Raw genomic sequence first — 20383 nt, forward strand, 5'->3', positions numbered from 1 at the left:
CGAACGGCGCGCGTATCGTGACGAGCGGATGGGCGCGTATCGCGCGACGGCTGAACGGTCGTGACCTGTGGCGCTGCGCCCTGGCGGTGCTGGCCTTTTCGCTGATCAACACGCCGGTCAACATCCTGACCGCTCAGGCGGACAATCCGGATGTAGCCGCCTGGAAACCCATGGTCTGGGAAGTGTCGAGCACCCTCACCCTGATGGCGGTGATCTGGATTCCCTGGCTGGCCGCCAGTCTGGCGCCGCCGGACGAGGCGGCGGGCGAGGGATGGCGGCCCAAGGCGCGGTTCGCCGCGATCCATCTGGCGGCGCTACTGACCTATTCGGCCCTGCACGTCAGTGACTTCGTGGCGCTGAGGAAGCTGGGCTATGTCGTCATGGACGCGGGCGTCTATCAGTTCGGCGACCGGTTCCCCTATGAGCTGCGCAAGGACCTGGTGACCTATGTCCTGCTGGTCGGGGGCTTCCTGCTGACCGCCTATCTGCGGCGGCGGCGGGACGAACCGGTTCGGCCGGTCAGTTTCGACATCCGAGACGGGGCCCGCATCATCCGCGCGCCTCTGGGCGATATCCTGGCCGTCAGTTCGGCAGGAAACTATGTCGAGTTCCTGCTGGCGGACGGGCGGCGTCCGCTGATGCGCGCGACCCTGGCGGCGGTGGAGGCCGAACTGTCGCGGTTCGGCTTTGTGCGCGTCCATCGCTCGTGGCTGGTCAATTCAGAGCGCGTCACCGGCCTGCAACCCGACGGCTCCGGCGACTGGACCGTGGAACTGGGGGCGGTCAATGCGCCCCTGTCACGCCGCTATCCCACCGCCCTGGCGACGCTGCGCGGCTAGCCGATCAGGGCCAGCCATTCGTCCTCGGTCAGGACCTGGACGCCGTGTTTCTCGGCGTCCTTCAGCTTGGTGCCGGCGCCGGGGCCGGCGACGAGGTAGTCGGTCTTTTTGGAGACGGAGCCCGAGACCTTGGCGCCCAGGCTTTCGGCGCGGGCCTTGGCTTCGTCGCGGGTGAAGCGTTCCAGGGCGCCGGTGAAGACCACGGTCTTGCCGGCGACCGGCGTGTCGGATTTGGGCCGTTCGGCGTCGAGGATCTGGGTCAGCTCGGCTTCGAGCGCGGCGACGACCTGAAGATTGTGCGGCTCGTGGAAGAAGTGGGCCAGGGCCAGGGCGGCGACGGGGCCGACGCCGGTGACGCCGGCGATCTGGTTCAGGATTTCGGACGGGCCTTCCTCGCGCGCCACGCGGGCCAGTTCGACCAGGCCGGACCAGTCCTGAACCATCGTCGCCAGCGAGCGGCGGGCGGGGGCGGCCATGCCGGGGAAGGCCTGGCTGATCTTCATGTCCATCGTCGCCTCGGGCCAGGGATCGGCGGCGGGGGGCGTCGCCTCGGCCATCAGGGTCAGGACGCGGGGCGATATGGCGTGGGCGCCGGCCAGGGCGGTCCAGGCGTCAGAGGGCACGCCCGAGGCGGCCTGGAGGCAGGCGGACTTCAGCGCGGACCAGGTCTCGAAGGCGCGGGCCAGGACGATGGAGGTCTGTTCGCCGATGTCGCGTATGCCCAGGCCGAACAGGAACCGGTCCAGCGTGATGATGCGGCGGGCGTCGATGCCGGCGACCAGGTTGCGGATGCTGGTCTCGCCATAGCCGTCTTCGCGTTCCAGTTCCTTCAGCCGCGCCTCGTCGCGCGCCAGGCGGAAGATGTCGGCCGGTTCCTTGATCCAGCCGCGCGCATTGAAGGCGGCCAGCTGTTTCTCGCCGAGGCCCTCGATGTCGAAGGCGCGGCGGCCGACGAAGTGCTTCAGCCGTTCGACGATCTGGGCGTCGCAGATCAGGCCGCCGGTGCAGCGGCGCTTGACCTCGTCGCCTTCGCGCACCGCCTCCGAGCCGCAGACCGGACATTTGTCGGGGAAGACATAGGGGACGGCGTCGGCGGGACGCAGGTCGGGGACGACGCCCAGGATCTGGGGGATGACGTCGCCGGCGCGTTGCAGGCGGACGGTGTCGCCGATGCGGACGTCCAGACGTTCGATCTCGTCTTCATTATGAAGGGTGGCGTTCCGGACCACGACCCCGCCGACGGTGACGGGGTGGAGCCGGGCCACGGGGGTCAGGGAGCCGGTGCGGCCGACCTGGATGTCGATGTCTTCCAGCACCGTGGTCGCCTGTTGCGCCGGGAATTTGTGGGCGATGGCCCAGCGGGGGCTGCGGGCCACGAAGCCCAGGCGGCGCTGCCAGTCGATGCGGTCGACCTTGTAGACCACGCCGTCGATGTCATAGCCCAGGGTCGCACGGTCGCGTTCCAGCTCGCGATAGACGGCGATCAGGCCTTCCGCGCCCTCGACCCGACGCGAGCGGGCGTTGACCGGGAAGCCCCAGGCCTTGAGCTTCTGCAGGGCCTCCCACTGGGTCTCGGCGAAGTCGCTGGAGTGTTCGCCCCAGGCGTAGGCGAAGAAGTTCAGCGGGCGTTTGGCGGTGATCCGAGCGTCCTTCTGGCGCAGGGAGCCGGCGGCGAAGTTTCGGGGGTTGGCGTAGGTGCGGCGGCCCTCGGCCTCGGCGGCGGCGTTGAAGGCGGCGAAGGCGGCGTTTGGGGCGTAGACCTCGCCCCGGATCTCGATCCGGTCGGGCCAGTCGTCGCCGGCTAAAGTCTGTTTCACATCGGCGATGGTGTTCAGATTGGCGGTGACGTCCTCGCCGGTGCGCCCGTCGCCGCGGGTGGCGCCGAGGGTCAGGCGGCCGTCCACATAGAGGAGGTTGGCCGACAGGCCGTCGATCTTGGGCTCGGCGACAAAGGCGATGGGTTCGTCGGCGGGCAGTTTCAGGAAACGGGCGATCCGGGCGACGAAGTCGCGCACCTCGCCCTCGTCGAAGGCGTTGTCCAGCGACAGCATGGGCACGCCGTGGCGGACCTCGGCGAACTGGCTGGAGACGGCGGCGCCGACCTTGTGCGACGGGGAGTCCGGGCGGACCAGGTCGGGGAAGGCGGTCTCGATCGCCAGGTTCCGGGCGCGCAGGGCGTCGTAGTCGGCGTCGGAAATCTCGGGCGTCGCCTCATTATAGAGGGCGTCGTGGCGGGCCATTTCGGCGGCCAGCCAGGCCAACTCCTCCGCCGCGGTTTCGGCGGTCAGGTCTTCGACGGGCGGGAAGGGGGGAATCGCGCTGGACATGTCGGGGCCTCATTACCACGGGCTGACGCCGGGCGATCCGCACGCTAGGCTGAATCGTCATCTACGGAGTTCTCAATGCCGCCTGCCGCCGCCCGATCCCTCCTGCTCGGCGGATGCGCCGCCCTTGTGCTAGCCGGATGCGTCCAACCCGTCAGTCCGCCTCCGCCCAGGCCCGCCGTGCCTGCCGCCCAATACGCCCAACTGCTGGACGACGTGCGGATTCTGTCGGCTGACGATATGGAGGGACGGGGAACCGGCACGCCGGGCGGGGAGCGGGCGCGGGCCTATGTGGTGGCGCGGCTCGAGGCGCTGGGCGTCGCGCCCGCGCCGTTCGGGCGGCTGCAGCCGTTCGAGGGGACGGGGCCTTCGCCGCAGGGGCCGGCTGCCTATCGCGGGGCCAATGTGCTGGGCCTGATCCCCGGAACCCGGGTCGGCGACCGCTACATCGTGGTCAGCGCCCATTATGATCATGTCGGCATGCACGACGGCCAGATCTACAACGGCGCCGACGACAACGCCTCGGGGGTCGCCACGATGCTGGAGCTGGCCAAACGGCTGAAGGCCCAGGCGCCGGAGCACAGCGTGCTGCTGGTCGCCTTCGACGGGGAGGAGCGGGGGCTGCTGGGCGCGCGCGAGTTCGTCAAGGCGCCGCCCGTGCCCCTGTCGTCCATTGCCCTGAATCTGAACTTCGACATGACGGCGCGGGCCGAGACCGACGGGCATCTGTGGGTCACGGGCACATACCAGCACCCGAACCTGCGCCCGATCCTGGAGCCCCTGCCGGCGGTCGGCCCGGTCAGTTTCGCCTTCGGCAAGGACACGCCGCAGGACGAGGGGGAGAACAATTGGGTCTCGGCGTCGGACCAGGGCGCCTTCCACGACAAGGGCGTGCCCTTCCTCTATATGGGCATCGACTATCACCCCGATTATCACCGCCCAACCGATGACTTCGAGCGGATCAGGCCTGAGGTCTTCACTGCGGCGACCGAACTGGCCATCGCCGGCTTCCGCGCCCTGGACCGGTCGCTGGATCGGTGATGCGGCGTCTTTTGGTTCCAGCCCTGGTCTGTCTGGCGGCGCTTGCGGCTTGTGAGCGGCGCGAGGCCGGCCCGGCGTCCACGGCGACGACGCCCGCCGCCACGGCGTCCTTCCGGCATCGGCTCGAAGGCGACATCTCGGGCGACTATCGGCCGGTGTCCGCACCGACTCAGGGTTGGCGGGTCGAGAGCCTGTTCATTGGCCAGGCCTCGGCCCTGGAGGCGTGGGAAGCGGCGCAGAGGGGCGCCGCACCCTTGATCTTGACGCTGTCGGGGCCGGACGGCGCGGTGCAGATCACGCCGCGCGCCTATGACCTGACCGACGAGCGCCTGCATTTCGTCGGCGTCATGCCCGATGGGCGACAACTCGTTCTGGACGCCCGCATCGATCCCGGCGCACTGGCCACCGCACGCCGCAATCTGGGCGACCGCACCCCGGTGATCACCGGCGCCATGACGGTGAAGGGCCACAGGATCCCGTTCAACCTGGGCTGGTGGAACGGCGACTGATCGGGCGAAGCTCGGCGTCTGCGCCTCTGCAACCACCGACAGCAGACGTATTCGATGTGGCGTATTGATCGGAGGACAGATCAATCGTCGCAAAACAGATTCTATTTCTCCGCAAAACCTCCGCCGAACCTTCATGCTGAGGCGCATGCGCCGTCACACAGCATCCCTAATGACTGGAGCCGGGCAGGAGGGACGATCACGTCATCGCGGCCGGGCATGAGCTCGGTCGTCCCCTGTCATAGCTCTTTGACCAGACACGGTGGACTGACGATGACCGGCCTTCAGCTCAAGACCCTTCTCGTGACGGCGGCCAGCGCCCTCGCGCTCGCCGCCTGCGGCTCCGCCGAGGTGGCTTCGCCTGGCGAGGGCGATTTCGGCAACGGCGGCGGCGGCACGCCGACCACCCCGACGACGCCGACGCCCGGCACCCCCGCCGCCGACTGCCCGACCGGCCTGACCAATGTCGGCACCATCGCCAACGGCACTCTGCGCGTCTGCCAACTGCCGACCCAGGTTCTGGGCAACCTGACCCTGTCGGTTCGCGCAGGCACCATCTACGCGATCAGCGGCCGCACCGAAGTCGGCACCGACCGTGGCGTCGATCCGGCCTCGACTACGGGCACGCAGGGCATCCTGACGATCGATCCGGGCGTGCGGGTGTTCGCCTCCAACGGGGGCGACTATCTTCTGGTCAATCGCGGTTCGCAGATCTTTGCCGAAGGCACCGCCACCAACCCGATCGTTTTCACCAGCCGCCAGAACGTCGAGGGCACGACCACGCCGACCTCGCAAGGTCAGTGGGGCGGCATCGTTCTCGCGGGCCGCGCGCCTGCGGCTAACTGCCAACTGACCGCGCCGGTCACCTGCACCGGTCAGATCGAGGGCACCAACGCCTTCTTCGGCGGCAACACCCCGGCCGATAACTCTGGCCGCCTGCGCTACATCCAGATCAAATACTCCGGCTTCGAAATCGCGACCGGCAATGAGCTTCAGGCCCTGACCCTGGCCGGCGTCGGCTCGGGCACGACTCTGGACCACATCCAGTCGTACAACAGCTCGGACGACGGCATCGAAATCTTCGGCGGCAACGCCAATCTGAAGCATATCGTCATCAACGGCGCCGACGACGACGGCCTGGACACCGACACCGGCTGGCGCGGCGGCGCCCAGTTCGGCATCGTGACCCAGCGCGCCCCGAACTCGACCAGCCGTTCGGCCGGCTTCGAGTTCTCGTCCGCCCCGACCTCGACGCCTTACGCCTCGCGTTATCTGTCGCAGCCGAAGATCGCCAACTGGACCCTGGTCGGCCGTAACTCGCCGACCGACGCCCACACGGTCATGCACTTCGACACCGGCACCAACCCGAATCTGATCAATATCGTCGCCACCTCGACCACGGGCTCGGTCGCCGGCTGCTTCGACATCGCCGACGGCGACACCCAAACCAGCTTCGACAGCGGTTCGACGCCGTCGCTGCGTTCGATCTTCATGTCCTGCTCTGTTTCGTATCGTCCGGCCAACGTCGCCCGCTCGACGGCGGTCTTCACCAACGCCCGCAACACCAATGTGACGGCGCTGGGGACCTCGACCCTGACCGCTCCGGCCTCGGGCACGACCATCACCAACCAGAACCTGGCGTTCATCAACGGCGCCAATGAAAACGCCGTGACGGCGGTTGATCCGAAGACCCTCTACGGCTTCTTCGACAGCGTGACCTACATCGGCGCGGTGCGGAACGCTCAGGACACCTGGTGGCAGGGTTGGACCTGCGGCCTGACCTCCGGCTCGACCTGCTGACGATGACAGTTCCGGCGGCGACCATGAGGTCGCCGCCGGTTCTTCGCGTTTCCTGACCCCTTCAAGGCGCAGACCATGAATAGACTTACTCTGACCCTGAGCGGGGTCCTTCTCGCCACCAGTGCGCTGATCGCACCCGGCCTGGCGTTCGCCCAGACGGCCCCGACGACTTCCCCGACCGCGCAGACCCCGGCCGAACAGGTCGAGGAACAGGCGACCGAAGTCGGCGAGATCGTCGTCCTGGGCCGTTATATTCCCGAACCCAACCGCGAGAGCTCCGAAGTCGCGGCCTTCCTGACGTCCGAGGACCTGGAGCGCACCGGCGACAGCAACGCCGCCGCCGCCCTGACCCGCGTGACCGGCCTGTCGATCGTCGAGGGCCGGTTCATCTACGTCCGCGGACTGGGCGAGCGTTATTCTTCGGCCCTGCTGAACGGTTCGCCCCTGCCCAGCCCCGAGCCGCTGCAGCGCGTCGTGCCCCTGGACCTGTTCCCCTCCAGCATCCTGGACGGCGTGACGGTTCAGAAGACCTATTCGCCGAACTTCCCCGGCGAGTTCGGCGGCGGCGTGATCGATCTGCACACCATCGACGCCCCGAACGAACCCTTCTTCAACATGAAGCTGTCGCTGGGCGGAAACACCGAATCCACCGGCAAGGAAAACCTGATCTATTACGGGTCGCGCACCGACTTCACCGGTTTTGACGACGACACCCGCGAAGTGCCCGGCGCCATCGCCATCGCCTTCGACCAGGGCAAGCAGATCAACAGCGCCAACTTCACCGCCGACCAACTCCAGACCATGGGGCAGTCGCTGGTCAATGCGCCGCTGCGCCTGCTGCAACGCGAAAAGACGCCGATCGACGGTGGTGTGGAACTGGCGGGCGGCTTCTCGCAGGACACGGGTTTCGGCACCCTGGGCCTGATCGCCGTCGCCGGATACGACAACAGCTGGCGCGCCCGTGGCGGCGTCCAGGAAGAGGGCCAGTTCCAGGGCGAAGTCCTGGTGCCGGTTTCAACCTATGACGTCGACTCGAACCAGAACGACATTCGCCTGAACTTCCTCGGCGGTCTGTCGCTGTCGAACGCCGACCACGAGGTCAAGTGGACCAACCTGTACGTCCGCAACACGACCAAGGAAGCCCGCTCGGTGGCCGGTCCGGACTTCGACGCCGGCGGCAGCGTCATCCGCAACGACTATACGGAATGGTTCGTGCGCCAGCTTTGGAGCAGCCAGCTGGCCGGCGAACATCAGTTCATGGATGGCGCGCTGGAGATCGACTGGCGCGCGGCCTATGCCAAGACGTCGCGGGACGCGCCCTATGAGTCGCGCTTCCAGTACGGCGTCAATGCGAACGGCGACTACATTCACAACGTTCAGGGCAATCTGATCTCGTTCAGCGAACTGGACGATGATATCGTCTCCGGCGGCGTGGACGTGGCCTACACCCTGCCGCTGTCCTCGGCGCGCGAAGCCGTCATCAGCGCGGGCGTCGCCACCCTCGACAACAACCGCGAAGCCAGCCGCCACGATCTGCAGTTCGAAGCCGTCAACGGCCTGACCGATAGCCAGCGCCTGTCGCGCATCGACTATCTGTTCTCGGACTACAATATCAATCCGACGACGCTGCAGCTGCGTGAAATCGCCGGCAGCAACGGCGCCAGCGCCTATGACGCCGAGCTGAAGGTCAACGCCGCCTACGCCATGGTCGATGCGGAAATCATCCCGCTGGTCCGCACCACGGTCGGCGTCCGCTTCGAAGACGGTCAGCAGAGCGTCACGCCGCGCGACGTGTTCGGCGGAACCTCGACCTACGAGCCCACCGAGATCGAAGAACAGTATTGGCTGCCTTCGCTGACCGCGACCTGGAACTTCGCCGAGGATCAGCAACTGCGCTTCGGCGTGTCGCAGACGATCGGCCGTCCGCAGTTCCGCGAACTGGCGCCCCAGGCCTATACCGATCCGGAAAGCGACCGCATCTTCATCGGCAACCCCTATCTGGTGGACACCGAACTGCTGAACCTGGACGCGCGGTACGAATGGTACTTCGCCCGCCAGCAGTTCATCACCGCCGGCGTCTTCTACAAGGACATGGACAAGCCGGTTGAATCCGTCATCGTCGAAGTGGGCAACCAGCGCCAGCAGTCGTATCTGAACGCGCCCAAGGCGACCATCATGGGCGCCGAGGTCGAGGTGAAGAAGTATTTCGAGTTCCCCGACCAGACCATGAGCTTCATCGCCAACAAGCGTTGGCTGGTGCAGGCCAACTACACCTACTCGGACTCCGAGGTTAAGGTGGGCGAGGGCGACACCGTCCTGACCCTGGGTGGGGCAGGTGCGCCGGAACAGGCGTCCTTCTTCATTCAGGACGGCAGCCGTCTGCAAGGCCAGTCGGACCATGTCGCCAACCTGCAACTGGGTTGGGAAGACGATACGGCCCGCTCGCAGGCGACGATCATCGTCAACTATGTCAGCGACCGGATCACCGCCCGCGGCGCTGGCACCGGCGCGAGCCGCGAGCCTGACTTCATCCAGGAGCCCGGCGTGTTCCTGGACTTCGTCTATCGCAAGGACTTCACCGTCATGGCCCGCGACATGGGCTTCGCCCTGGAACTGCGGAACCTGCTGGGAACCGAGTTCGACGAATACCAGGAACGGGGCAACAAGATCCGGGTCAACAACTACGACCTGGGCCAGAGCGCCTCGGTCAGCCTGACCGCCCGCTTCTGATCTTTGGAACAAGTGACGCGTTGCGACCGGGAGGCCTCGGCCTTCCGGTCGTTTTCGTTACTGAATGATCCGTATGGATCGCATCTGTCACCAGATGTTCTTCGTGTCTTCACACTTCGGTGCGGCCCGCATACGGACGATTAGTCTAGATCGCGGGATGGCCGTCGGGGTCAGAACAGGCATGGCGTCGTGATCGCGGCTATCCGTAGTTTTAACGTCTCTTCGGTGACCGACCGTATGCGTCGTCTGCCGCTGCGTCGCATCGTCGAGGTCGTACTGATCCTGCTGCTGCTGGTTCAGACGGGGCGGCTTGTCTGGCTGTTCGCAGGGCCTCAGCCGAAGCCCGAACCGGCCGGCGCCACGGCCCCGGCGGGGCCGGTGGACATGAGCATTCTGTCGCGGTTCGACGCCTTCTTCCGCACAGGCGGGCAGGGCGCCCTGGCCGGCGCCTCGGGCGCGGACGCCAGCCAGATGCGGCTGTTCGGCGTGCGCGCGGGCGGTGTCGGCGGCGGATCGGCCATCATCGGTCTTGCGGACGGGCGTCAACTGTCCGTCGGCGTCGGCGAGGAAGTCGAACCCGGCCTGGTCTTGCAGGCGGTGGGGGCGGATTTCGTCACCCTGGCGCGGGGCCAGTCCCTGAGCCGTCTGGAATTCGCCGACACCCCCGCCGGGGCCGCCGCGCCCCCACCGCCGCCGTCGACGCCTCAGGTGGTGGCTCCGCCGGCCGCCGCGCCCGCCTCGTCTCAGGGCGCGGTCGTCGATCCTCAAAGGCTGATGGCCCAGGCCGCGCTGCGGCCCCGAATCCAGGGTCTGGGCGTCAACGGTTTCACCGTCTTGTCAGCCGGCAATGCGTCCGAGCTGCGCAGCGCGGGACTTCAGTCCGGCGACGTCATCCTGTCCGTCAATGGCGTGGCGCTGAACAGCCCCCAGGCCATCGGCGCCCTGCGCGGCCAGCTGGCCAGCGCCCCGTCCGCCGACATCCAATATGAGCGCGCGGGCGAGACGCGCACCACCACCATAAGGACGCGTCCATGACCGCCTCTCTGCGCAATCGCCTGAAGCGTTCCGGCGTCGGCGCCCTCGCCGCCGTCCTGGCCCTGCAGGCCCCCCTGGCCGCCGCGCCCGTCATGGCCCAGGAGGCGCGCCAGACCCTGAACGTCCAGGGCGCCGACATCCGCGCCTTCATTCAGGACGTGGCCCGCACCACCGGCCGCACCTTCATCGTCGATCCGGCCGTGACCGGGACGGTGACGGTGACCAGCGATCGGCCGCTGGGCCGCGCCCAGATGTTCGAGGTCTTCCTGTCCACCCTGCGGGCCAACGGCCTGGTGGTCACCCCGACCCAGTCGGGCGCCTATCGGATCAGCCCGGCCCAGGGCGCGGCCCAGGGGCCGTCGACGGTCGGGGCCGAACGTTTCTCGACCGAGGTCTTCCAGCTGCGCAACATCGACGCAGCCTCGGCCGCAGAGACGATCCGGCCGCTGGTCGGGGCCCAGGGCCAGGTCCTGGCCAATCCTGGCGCCAACAGCGTGGTTGTCGCCGATTTCGCCGACAATCTGGCCCGTATCCGCTCCCTGATCGGCCGGATCGACGTGGACCGGTCCAGCTATGAGGTGGTGGCGCTGGAAAACGCCTCGGCGCGCGAGATCGCCGGGGTGTTGCAGCAGGTGATGGCGGCGCCGAGCGGCGGCGGGCAGGGGATGGTCACCGTCACGGCGGTGGAAAGCTCGAACTCCATCGTCCTGCGCGGCGACGGCCAGGCCCTTGCCCGCGTGCGCGGCCTGATCCATGACCTGGACGGCCGCTCGCGCGCCAGCCAGGACGTGAACGTCGTCTTCCTGGAACACGCCAACGCCGAGCAGCTTCTGCCGGTGCTGCAGCAGGTGGTGGGCCAGCCGGTCACGGCCTCGACGGGCGCGAGCCAGGGCTTGCGCACCGCCCCGACCGGATCGACGAACGGCGCGTCGAGCGGCCTGTCGCGCGCCGCCTCCAGTCTGGGCGGAGCGGACACGGACCGCGGCGCCATCGGCTCGTCCACCGTCACCGCCACCGGCCAGCGCGCCACCATCGCCCGCTTCCCCGGCGCCAACGCCCTGGTCATCGCCGGGCCGGCCGACATGCAGCGGACCCTGGCCGACGTCATCCGGCGGCTGGACGTGCGCCGCCAGCAGGTGCTGATCGAGGCCATCGTGGTCGAACTGAGCGACAACGCGGTGCGCGAGCTGGGCGTCCAGTGGCTGTACGGCGGCGAGAACGGCGTCGGTCTGACCAACTACACCGCTAACGCCACGCCGCTGGTGAACATGGCCGGCGGCGCCTATGCCGGGCAGCTGGACAAGGACGATCCGCTGCGGGAACAGCTGCAGACCCTGGCCCTGAACAGTCTGGTGGGCGCCAACGGCTTTATCGGCGGCGCCGGGGTCGAGGTCGGCGACGGCCTGTTCGGCTTCATCATCAATGCGGCCAAGACCGACAAGGGCTCCAACCTGCTCCAAACCCCGTCGATCATGACGCTGGACAACGAAGAGGCCACCTTCCTGGTCGGGCAGGAGGTGCCGATCACGACCGGCCAGACCCTGCTGGACGGCAATTCCAACCCCTTCACCACGACCGACCGCAAGGACATCGGCGTGCGGCTGACGGTCAAGCCGCAGATCAACGCCGGCGGCTCCATCACCCTGACGCTGCGCCAGGAGGTGTCGGCGATCAACGGCGGGCTGACCCGTGGCGCGACAGACCTGGTGCTGGACAAGCGCGAGCTGCAGACGACCCTGGTGGTCGATGACGGCGACATCGCGGTCGCCGGCGGCCTGCTGGACCAGAACGACATCATCTCGACCGACAAGATCCCCGGCCTGGGCGACCTGCCGGGCGTCGGCGCCCTGTTCCGGTCGAACAGCCGTCAGCGCGGGCGGACCAATCTGATGGTCTTCCTGCGTCCCACCATCGTCCGCACCCGCGAGGAGGCTCAAGGGCTGGCCGCCGATCGCTGGGGCTATATGCGCGACCAGCAGCAGGCGGTGCAGCCGGATCGCGAGCCCAGCCTGGACGCCCTGGTGCGGGACTATATGCGGACCCAGGCGCCGGCCGCCCCGGCGACGGGCCAGCCGATGGTGATCGCCCCGACTGGCGTGACTGCCCCCGTCGCCCCGGTCGAGGCCGCGCCCCTGCCGCCGACCGGAAACTGATCCCATGATCACCCTGGTCAGCCCCAGCCTGCCCTATGGATTCGCCAAACGACACGGCGTCCTGCTGCTGGACGCAGGCGAGGTGGCGCGGGTGGGTCTGCGCGAGGGGGCGGATCCCAAGGCCCTGATCGAGGCGCGGCGCGTCCTGGGGCGCCCCCTCGCGGTCGAGGCCCTGAGCCAGGCGGCCTTCGACCGCCAACTGTCCGAGGTCTATGCCGGCGACCATCTGGCGGCGACCGACGGCGACGATCTGGACATGCCGGCCGGGCTGGACAGTCTGATCGACGACATCCCGGCGGCGGCCGATCTGCTGGATACGGCCGACGACGCGCCGGTGATCCGGCTGATCAACGGGATCATCGCCGAGGCGGTGCGGACGGGCGCGTCCGACATCCACCTGGAGACCTATGAGAGCGCGCTGCTGGTGCGGATGCGGATCGACGGGGTGCTGCGCGAGGCCCTGAGCCTGAACCCGCGCATCGCGCCGCTTCTGGTGTCGCGGATCAAGGTGATGGCGCGGCTCGACATCGCCGAGAAGCGTGTGCCACAGGACGGGCGCATTCCGCTGGCTCTGGGCGGCAAGACGCTGGACGTGCGGGTCTCGACCCTGCCGTCGCGCGGCGGCGAGCGGGTGGTGATGCGGATCCTGGACAAGGATCAGGCGGGCCTGACCCTGGACCGTCTGGGCATGGCTCCCGCCGCCCTGGCCGCCTTCCGCGCCGCCCTGGCCGAGCCCAACGGCATCATCCTGGTCACCGGGCCGACGGGCTCGGGAAAGACCACCAGCCTGTACGCCGGCCTGGCCCTGCTGAACGACCAGACGCGCAACATCCTGACGGTCGAAGACCCGGTCGAATACGCCATCGACGGCGTCGGCCAGACCCAGGTCAACACCAAGGTCGGCATGACCTTCGCGGCGGGCCTGCGCGCCATCCTGCGCCAGGACCCGGACGTGGTGATGGTGGGCGAGATCCGCGACGTGGAGACGGCGGGGGTCGCGGTCCAGGCCGCCCTGACCGGCCACCTTGTGCTGTCCACCGTCCACACCAATGACGCGGCGGGGGCGGTGACGCGGCTGCGCGACATGGGGGTGGAGCCCTTCCTGCTGGCCTCGACCCTGAGGCTGATCGTGGCCCAGCGGCTGGTGCGGCGGCTGTGCGACCACTGCCGCACGCCAGAGATCGCCGACAAGAAGACGGCGAAACTGGTCGGCGCCAAGGCCGGGGTGCAGGTCTGGCGTCCGCACGGCTGCGCCCATTGCGGCAATACCGGCTATGTCGGCCGGGTCGGCCTGTACGAGGTGCTGAAGATCGACGACCGCGTGCGCCGGCTGATTGCAGCCGAGGCGGACGAGGACGCCGTGGTCGCCGCCGCCTTCGCCGGGGGCGGAACCCTGACGGAACGCGCCCGCGCCCTGGTGCTGGACGGCGTGACCTCGGTCGAGGAGGCGGTCCGAGTCGCCCGTCAGGAGACGGCGTCCGATCCGGCGGAGGCGGCCTGATGGCGGCCTTCGACTATGTGGCCGTCGATGCGGCGGGGCGGACGGTGTCCGGCGCCGTCACCGCCTCGGACGAGGCGGCGGCGCGCGGCTGGCTGACCAAGCGCCGGCTGATGCCGCTGGAGCTGACGCCGGCCCGTATCGCGGCGCGTGCCGAGCGGACGAACGGCTCCGGCCGGGGCGACCGCCTAAACGCCAAGACCTTGGCCCTGACGACGCGCCAGCTGGCGACGCTGATTTCGGTCTCGCCGATCGAAGAGGCCCTGCGCACCCTGGCGCTTCAGGCCGATCGGCCGGTGGTGCGGCGGGTGCTGGAAGGGGTTCATGCAGGCGTGATGGAGGGGCGGCGCCTGTCGGACGCCATGGCCTTGCAGGGCCAGGCCTTTCCGCCGCTCTACAGGGCCATGGTCTCGGCCGGGGAACAGTCGGGCGCGCTTCAGCCGATCCTGGAACGTCTGGCCGACGGGCTGGAGCGGGATCAGCAGGTGCGCGGCAAGGTGATCACCGCCGTGGTCTATCCCAGCGTCCTGGCCGTGGTCGCTCTGGGCGTGATCGCCATTCTGCTGACCTTCGTCGTGCCCAAGGTGGTCGATCAGTTCGAGAGCATGAACCAGACCCTGCCGCTGCTGACGCGGCTGGTGATCGGCGTGTCGGATCTGATGCGGAACTGGGGCTGGCTGTTCCTGCTGCTGCTGGCCGGGCTGATCGTCGCGGGCGTGGTCGCGCGACGCCGACCCGAAATCCGCCTTCGGATCGACCAGACGATGCTGAGGCTGCCGGTCATCGGCCGTCTGACGCGGGACCTGCATGGGGCCAGGATGGCGCGCACCCTGTCGACCATGATCGCCGCGGGCCTGCCGGTGCTGGAGGGCCTGACCATCACCGCCCGCACCGTGTCCAACATGGCCCTGCGTCAGGCCACGGAATCCATGGGCGAGGCGGTGCGCGAGGGCGGGGGGCTGTCGGCCTCCATGCGCCGCGCTGACGTCTTCCCCCCGCTGCTGGTCTATATGACCGCCTCGGGCGAGAGCAGCGGACGGCTGGAGCCGATGCTGGAACGCGCCGCCGACTATCTGGAACGCGAGTTCGCCACCTTCACCGCCGTGATGCTGAGCCTGCTGGAGCCGGCCATCATCGTGGTCATGGGCGGGGTGGTCGCGATGATCGTCCTGTCGATCCTGCTGCCCATACTTCAGATCAACACCCTGGCGATGGGGTGAGGAGAGTTTAGTGATGACGTCAGAAAATCAGAACAAGCGTAAGAAGCGTCAGGGTTTCACCCTGGTCGAACTGATGGTGGTCATCGTCATTATCGGCCTGCTGGCGACCGTGGTGGCGCTGAATGTCCTGCCCAGCCAGGACCGGGCCATGGTCGGCAAGGCCAAGGCGGACATCTCGGTTCTGGAGCAGGCGATCGAGACCTATCGCCTGGACAATCTGAACTTCCCCACCGACCAGCAGGGGCTCGAGGCCCTGGTGTCCGCGCCGGCCGGCCTGGCCCAGCCGGAACGCTATCGCCAGGGCGGCTATGTGCGTCGCCTGCCGGAAGATCCGTGGGGCAACCCCTACCGCTATCGTCGCCAGAGCGCGCACGGCCAGCAGTTCGACGTCTTCTCCTTGGGAGCGGACGGCAAGGAAGGGGGCGAGGGCAATGACGCGGACCTCGGCAACTGGCAGGGCTAGGCTTCAGCGTCGCCGTTCTGGATTCACCCTGGTCGAGCTGATGGTCACGGTGGCCGTCATCGGATTGGCGGCCGGGGCGGTCGCCCTGTCCTTGCCCGATCCCCGCCCCGCCGTGGGTCTGGAGGCGGAGCAGTTCGCCGCCCGGCTGTCGCGCGCCCGCGAGGAGGCGATCCTGACCAATCGGCCGGTGGCGGCGGATGCGGACACCGCCGGCTACGCCTTTTCCAGTTTCGACGGCGCCGTCTGGACGCCGCTGAACGGCGTCTTCATCGCCCGCACCTGGGGCGAGGGCGTCGCGGCGCCGGCGGACCCTGTGCGCATCGTCTTCGATCCCACCGGCGTGGCTGACCCCGCCCGGGTCCGCCTGACCCGCGACAACCAGTCCCGCACCGTCACGGTCGACGGCGCGGGCGAGGTGTCGATCCATGATTGATTCCGCCTCAGCAGCGCGTGGTCGTCCGGCTGGCGGCAGGGCTCGACAAGCCCGCGCCGGGTTTACGCTGATCGAAATGCTGGTGGCCCTGGCGGTGTTCGCCCTGGCGGCCATGGCCCTGTTGAACCTGTCCGGCGAGAGCACCCGTTCCGCCGTGCGCGTCGAGGCGCGCACCCTGGGCGGTCTGGTGGCCGAGAATGTCGCGGCCGACGCCATGATCGCGCCCAGCCTGCCGGTGGGCGAAGTCAGCGGCGAAACCCAGATGGCCGGCCGCGTCTGGCGCTGGCGTCGCGTCGTCACCGGGACCGAAGTCCCGGGCATGGGCCGGATTGACGTGCGGGTCTTCACCGACGAGGGTCAGGTGGCGGACCGCGTCCTGTTCCGGGCGGCCGGGGCATGAGGGCGCAGCGCACGAAGTCACGGGAGGGGCGGGCGGGGTTCACCCTGGTCGAGGTCCTGGTCTCGCTGGCCATCTTCGCCCTGCTGGCCGGGGCCGGCGCCCTGGTGCTGAGCCAGACCATCGACGCCAAATTCGCCATCCGCGCCGAGACCGACCGCATCGGCGATCTGCAACGGACGCGCGCCCTGCTGAAGGCCGATCTGGCCCAGGCGTCGCCGCGTCGCACACGCGGCCCGACCGGCCGGCCCCTGCCGCGCGCCCTGATGGGTCAGGAGACGCCCGGCGATCCCATTCTGGTCCTGGTTCGCAACGGGTGGTCCAATCCGGGCGCGGCGCCGCGCCCGTCGCTGCAAAGGGTCGAATACCGGGTGGTCGAGGGGCGGCTGGAGCGGCGCGTCTCTCCCTATCTGGACGGCGCCCGCGCGGGGCCGCCCCAGGTGTTGTACCGCGGCGTCAAGGATGCGACCGTCACCTTCATCCAGAACGGGTCCGAGGCGCCGGCCTTCATCTCGACCAGCGACCGGCCGCTGCCGGACGCGGTGCGGATCGTCATGACCCTGGACGGTTTCGGCCGCCTGGATCAACTGTTCCTGGTCGCCGCCGCATGAGACGGCTGCGGGGATCGCGCGAGGGCATGGCCCTGCTGACCGTGCTGCTTCTGGTGGCGGTGATGGCGGTCGTGGCGGTCGCCATTCTGGACGATGTGCGCTTCTCGGTGCGCCGCACCACCAACGCCGAGACCCAGGCCCAGGCCCAGTGGTACGCCGCCGGCGCCGAAAGCCTGGCGCGACGCCAGATCGCCGACCTGGTCAAGATCGATCCCGCCCGCACCCCGCTGGAGCCGCGCTGGAACGGCCGGGTGCTGGAGTTTCCGGTGGAGGAGGGCGCGATCCGCGCCGTCGTCACGGACGGCCAGGCCTGTTTCAACCTGAACAGCCTGGTCTTCGGCCAGAACGAGGACCTGTTTCCCCGCCCCGAAGCCACGACCCAGTTCGTCGCCCTGGGCGCCGCCCTCGGCCTGTCGCGCGCCCGGATGGCCGCTGCGGCCGCCGCCCTGACCGACTGGATGGACAATGACGCCGAGGCTTCACCCGGCGGGGCCGAGGATGCCCGTTACGCCGGCCTGTCCACGCCGTATCGCACCGGCGGCGTCATCCTGGCGGACGTCAGCGAGATGCGGGCGGTCGCCAATATGGACGACGCCCTGTATCGGCGGCTGCGCCCCTATGTCTGCGCCCTGCCGGCGACCACCCAGACGACGCTGAACATCAACACCCTGAGCCCGGCCGAGGCGCCCCTTCTGGTCATGCTGACGCGCGGCGCCCTGGGGCTTCAGGGCGCGCGCGCCGCCATCGCCGCCCGCCCGGCGCTGGGCTGGTCCAGCGTCGACGCCTTCTGGAGCCAGCCGGCGCTCAAGGGCTTCACGCCCGATGATGAGACGCGCGGGCAAGTCTCGCTGTCGACGCGCTATTTCGATCTTCGGGTCGATATCGACTATGGCGGCGCCCACGCCGTCCGCACCGCCCTGATTCACGCCGCGCCGGACGGCGGCGTGCGTACTGTCATTCGCCGCTGGACCCCTGAAGAATGAGCCAGACCCGTATCGTCATCATCCCCCCGGCGGCCTCGATGCCGGCGCCCTTCCTGACGTTCGACGCCGGGGGACGCGTGCTGCAACGCGGCTCGCTGCTGCTGGAAGACTCGGCCGCGACGCTCGATGTCCGCACGGTGGCCGTCGCTCCCGGCGCCGATGTCCTGGTGCGTTGGCTGGACCTGCCGGTCGGCGGGACGGCCCAGGTGCGGGCGGCGGCGCGCTGGGCGTTGAAGGACGATCTGGCCGGCGATCCCGAGCGCACGGTCGTGGCCCTGGGGCCGGTCGCGGGCGAGGGGCCGCGTCTGGTCGCCGCCGTGGGCGCGGGTCTGCTGGAGGCGTGGATCGACTATCTCGCCGCTCTGGGCGTGACCCCTGTCGCCATAGTGCCCGACTGTCTGATCCTGCCGGCGCCGGCCGACGACGCTCTGAGCGCCGCCGTCTTCGGGACCGACATGGGGCTGCGCGGCGCGCATTTCGCGGCCACGGTCCAGTCCGATCTGGTCGAGGCGGTGGCGGGCGGGCGCCCCCTGATCCGCATGGACGATCCCGAGACGCTGGAGCGGCTGCTGGCGGCCGCAGCGGCGGCGCCGGCCGTCGATCTGTTGTCGGGCCTGGAGCGCAAACGCGAGGTTCGGGCGGGCGGCTGGCGGCTGGCGGCCGGTTTGGCGGCGGCTCTGGTGGTGTCGCCCCTGATCCTGACCCTGGCCGCCGGGGCGCGCGATCAGGTCGCCGCCGACCGGGCCGAACGCCGGACCCTTGCCCTGATAACCGAAACCCTGCCCGACGCCGCCCGCGCCAGCGATCCGATGGAGGCGGCGCGTCGCCAGATCGCCGTGGCCCCGCCGCCCGGCGGCCTGGCCTCCGTCAGCGCGGCCCTGTTCGCCGCGGTGGAACAGGTCGAGGGCGCGGAACTGGACAGTCTGAGCGCCGATCCCGGCCAGGGGGTGCGTGCGACCGTCAGCTATCCGGCCTTTTCGGATCTGGAGACCTTGCGGACCGCCCTGGCCGCCTCGGGCCTGGCCATGTCCGACGCCTCGACCGTCGAGGACGGCGGGCGGGTGGTCAGTGAAATCATCGTGGGAGGCGCCGCATGAACGGCCTGATGTCTCAAGCCGCCGCCTGGTGGGACGGCCGCACCCTGCGCGAGCAGCGGATGCTGACGGTGATGGGCTTGGCGATCGCCGCCGTTCTGGTCTGGCTGCTGATCGTTCGTCCGGCCTGGGCCTGGCGGGCCGATGCGGCCGAGGCGCGAGCCGTGGCCGAGGCCGATCTGGCCCTGGTTCAGACGGCGACGGGTCGTATGGTGCGGACCGACGCCGCGAGCAGCGACGTCGATGTCGCGGCGGTGGTCGCCGAGGTCGGTTCGATCACCGGGGTGACGCCGGTCATGGGCATGTCGCCGGACGGCGGCCTGGGCTTCAGCCTGACCAATGTCTCCAGCGCGGCGGCCTTCGGCTGGCTGGCGGCCCTGCATGACCGCAAGGTCGAGGCCACGACGCTGAACGTCGTCGAAAACGCCGATGCGACGATCAGCGTCGAGGGCGCGCTGGCGCCCTCGACCTGAAGCCGGATCAGGGCCGGGCGGCGCGCAGGGTCTGGAGTTCGCGCTGGGCCTGGATGAAATCCGCCTGGAAGTCAGGGTCGGCCTTCAGGCTGGCCACCAGGGCGGCGCCGACGATCCGCCCCGCCTCGACGTCGCTGGGGTAGTGGACGCCGCAGATGACCCGGCTGTCGCCATAGGCCAGGCCGCGCGCCAGGATTTCGTCGGCCTTGTCCGGCGCCATTTCCGACAGGACCAGGGCCCAGGCCCAGCCCAGGGCGGCGTGGCCTGACGGATAGGAGCCGCTGGCCGTCAGCCAGGGCTGGGGCGCGATACAGGTGGCCGCCGGTTCTGCGACGAAGGGCCGGGGGCGGCGGACGCCCTTCTTGACCGGGGTCTGGATCGTTTCCAGGTCGCCCAGCATCCGGCCCAGCAGACGGGTCAGGGTCGGCACGCGCTCGGGGTCGAAGGTCACGCCCAGGGCCGGAGCGAAGACACGCGGGGCCGAGGGGGTCTCGATCTCATTGTCCGCCTGGGCCATGGCCCAGCGCGCACCGCCCTCCAGAGCGCGGGTCGAACGATAGGTCTCGATATCGGCCTGTTCACGCAGGGATCCGGCGGCGGGCGGCGGCGGCAGGAACCGGGCGGCGTTCGGCGCCGCGTCTGCGGACAGATAACCGTGGGGATGATCCTGGAAACCGGTCCAGAACACCGGCGCCGTGTCCGGTGTCGCGGCGCAGCCGCTCAGGGCCAGACACAGGACCGCCAGGCCGCGACCGGCCGAGGAAAGAAGGGGCATTTAGACTA

At 69.2% G+C, this 20383-nt stretch carries 18 protein-coding genes; 16 read left to right on the forward strand and 2 right to left on the reverse strand.

Going from position 1 to position 20383, the window contains the following annotated elements; translation table 11 throughout:
- Nucleotides 1-17 precede the first annotated feature (17 nt).
- On the forward strand, nucleotides 18-839 hold the full coding sequence (locus ACP7CK_RS04770) for a LytTR family DNA-binding domain-containing protein (protein WP_426025276.1): 822 nt from the start codon (nucleotides 18-20) through the stop codon (nucleotides 837-839).
- Here the strand turns inward: ACP7CK_RS04770 and ligA are convergent.
- Nucleotides 836-3166 (reverse strand): NAD-dependent DNA ligase LigA, encoded by a 2331-nt coding sequence (gene ligA, locus ACP7CK_RS04775; RefSeq protein WP_426025277.1) that lies wholly within the window; start codon nucleotides 3164-3166, stop codon nucleotides 836-838. The genes ACP7CK_RS04770 and ligA overlap by 4 nt on opposite strands.
- 177 nt (nucleotides 3167-3343) lie before the next feature.
- Between ligA and ACP7CK_RS04780 the strand changes: the two genes are divergently transcribed.
- The 15 genes from ACP7CK_RS04780 (at nucleotide 3344) to gspM (ending at nucleotide 19600) form a co-directional block, all read left to right on the forward strand.
- Nucleotides 3344-4204, forward strand: a complete 861-nt coding sequence (locus ACP7CK_RS04780) for a M20/M25/M40 family metallo-hydrolase (protein WP_426025278.1) — start codon at nucleotides 3344-3346, stop codon at nucleotides 4202-4204.
- Nucleotides 4204-4713: a hypothetical protein gene (locus ACP7CK_RS04785; protein ID WP_292149969.1), complete on the forward strand. Its 510-nt coding sequence runs from the start codon at nucleotides 4204-4206 to the stop codon at nucleotides 4711-4713. The genes ACP7CK_RS04780 and ACP7CK_RS04785 overlap by 1 nt, the downstream gene beginning before the upstream one ends.
- Before the next feature lie 270 nt (nucleotides 4714-4983).
- Complete coding sequence (locus tag ACP7CK_RS04790) at nucleotides 4984-6510, forward strand: hypothetical protein (protein WP_292149966.1); 1527 nt, start codon at nucleotides 4984-4986, stop codon at nucleotides 6508-6510.
- A gap of 75 nt (nucleotides 6511-6585) precedes the next feature.
- Nucleotides 6586-9240, forward strand: a complete 2655-nt coding sequence (locus ACP7CK_RS04795; protein WP_426025279.1) for a TonB-dependent receptor domain-containing protein — start codon at nucleotides 6586-6588, stop codon at nucleotides 9238-9240.
- Nucleotides 9241-9477: 237 nt separating this feature from the next.
- Complete coding sequence (locus tag ACP7CK_RS04800) at nucleotides 9478-10275, forward strand: type II secretion system protein N (RefSeq protein WP_426025280.1); 798 nt, start codon at nucleotides 9478-9480, stop codon at nucleotides 10273-10275.
- On the forward strand, nucleotides 10272-12428 hold the full coding sequence (gene gspD, locus ACP7CK_RS04805; protein ID WP_372704642.1) for a type II secretion system secretin GspD: 2157 nt from the start codon (nucleotides 10272-10274) through the stop codon (nucleotides 12426-12428). Before ACP7CK_RS04800 ends, gspD begins: the two co-directional genes overlap by 4 nt.
- A 4-nt stretch (nucleotides 12429-12432) precedes the next feature.
- On the forward strand, nucleotides 12433-13929 hold the full coding sequence (gspE, locus tag ACP7CK_RS04810) for a type II secretion system ATPase GspE (RefSeq protein ID WP_426025281.1): 1497 nt from the start codon (nucleotides 12433-12435) through the stop codon (nucleotides 13927-13929).
- Nucleotides 13929-15146 carry a type II secretion system inner membrane protein GspF gene (gspF, locus tag ACP7CK_RS04815; RefSeq protein ID WP_426025282.1) on the forward strand — a complete coding sequence of 406 codons (1218 nt, stop codon included), beginning with the start codon at nucleotides 13929-13931 and terminating at the stop codon, nucleotides 15144-15146. Before gspE ends, gspF begins: the two co-directional genes overlap by 1 nt.
- Before the next feature lie 13 nt (nucleotides 15147-15159).
- Nucleotides 15160-15609: a type II secretion system major pseudopilin GspG gene (gene gspG / locus ACP7CK_RS04820; protein ID WP_008263479.1), complete on the forward strand. Its 450-nt coding sequence runs from the start codon at nucleotides 15160-15162 to the stop codon at nucleotides 15607-15609.
- Nucleotides 15578-16042 carry a GspH/FimT family pseudopilin gene (locus tag ACP7CK_RS04825; protein WP_081836253.1) on the forward strand — a complete coding sequence of 155 codons (465 nt, stop codon included), beginning with the start codon at nucleotides 15578-15580 and terminating at the stop codon, nucleotides 16040-16042. The genes gspG and ACP7CK_RS04825 overlap by 32 nt, the downstream gene beginning before the upstream one ends.
- Nucleotides 16035-16442, forward strand: coding sequence for a type II secretion system minor pseudopilin GspI (gene gspI, locus ACP7CK_RS04830; protein ID WP_426025283.1), 408 nt, complete (start codon nucleotides 16035-16037; stop codon nucleotides 16440-16442). The genes ACP7CK_RS04825 and gspI overlap by 8 nt, the downstream gene beginning before the upstream one ends.
- Nucleotides 16439-17050 carry a type II secretion system minor pseudopilin GspJ gene (gene gspJ / locus ACP7CK_RS04835; RefSeq protein ID WP_426025284.1) on the forward strand — a complete coding sequence of 204 codons (612 nt, stop codon included), beginning with the start codon at nucleotides 16439-16441 and terminating at the stop codon, nucleotides 17048-17050. The genes gspI and gspJ overlap by 4 nt, the downstream gene beginning before the upstream one ends.
- A complete protein-coding gene (gspK, locus tag ACP7CK_RS04840) occupies nucleotides 17047-18033 on the forward strand; it encodes a type II secretion system minor pseudopilin GspK (RefSeq protein ID WP_426025285.1) in 987 nt (328 codons plus the stop codon). Before gspJ ends, gspK begins: the two co-directional genes overlap by 4 nt.
- Nucleotides 18030-19130, forward strand: coding sequence for a type II secretion system protein GspL (gspL, locus tag ACP7CK_RS04845; protein ID WP_292150545.1), 1101 nt, complete (start codon nucleotides 18030-18032; stop codon nucleotides 19128-19130). The genes gspK and gspL overlap by 4 nt, the downstream gene beginning before the upstream one ends.
- A complete protein-coding gene (gspM, locus tag ACP7CK_RS04850; protein WP_426025286.1) occupies nucleotides 19127-19600 on the forward strand; it encodes a type II secretion system protein GspM in 474 nt (157 codons plus the stop codon). The genes gspL and gspM overlap by 4 nt, the downstream gene beginning before the upstream one ends.
- A 7-nt stretch (nucleotides 19601-19607) precedes the next feature.
- On the opposite strand, the gene ACP7CK_RS04855 is transcribed toward gspM, so the two are convergent.
- Nucleotides 19608-20375: an acid phosphatase gene (locus ACP7CK_RS04855; protein ID WP_008260297.1), complete on the reverse strand. Its 768-nt coding sequence runs from the start codon at nucleotides 20373-20375 to the stop codon at nucleotides 19608-19610.
- Between the last annotated feature and the right edge of the window lie 8 nt (nucleotides 20376-20383).

This window comes from Brevundimonas sp. TSRC1-1 (genome assembly GCF_049898245.1).
In the GTDB taxonomy this organism is placed as follows: Bacteria; Pseudomonadota; Alphaproteobacteria; order Caulobacterales; family Caulobacteraceae; genus Brevundimonas; species Brevundimonas mediterranea_A.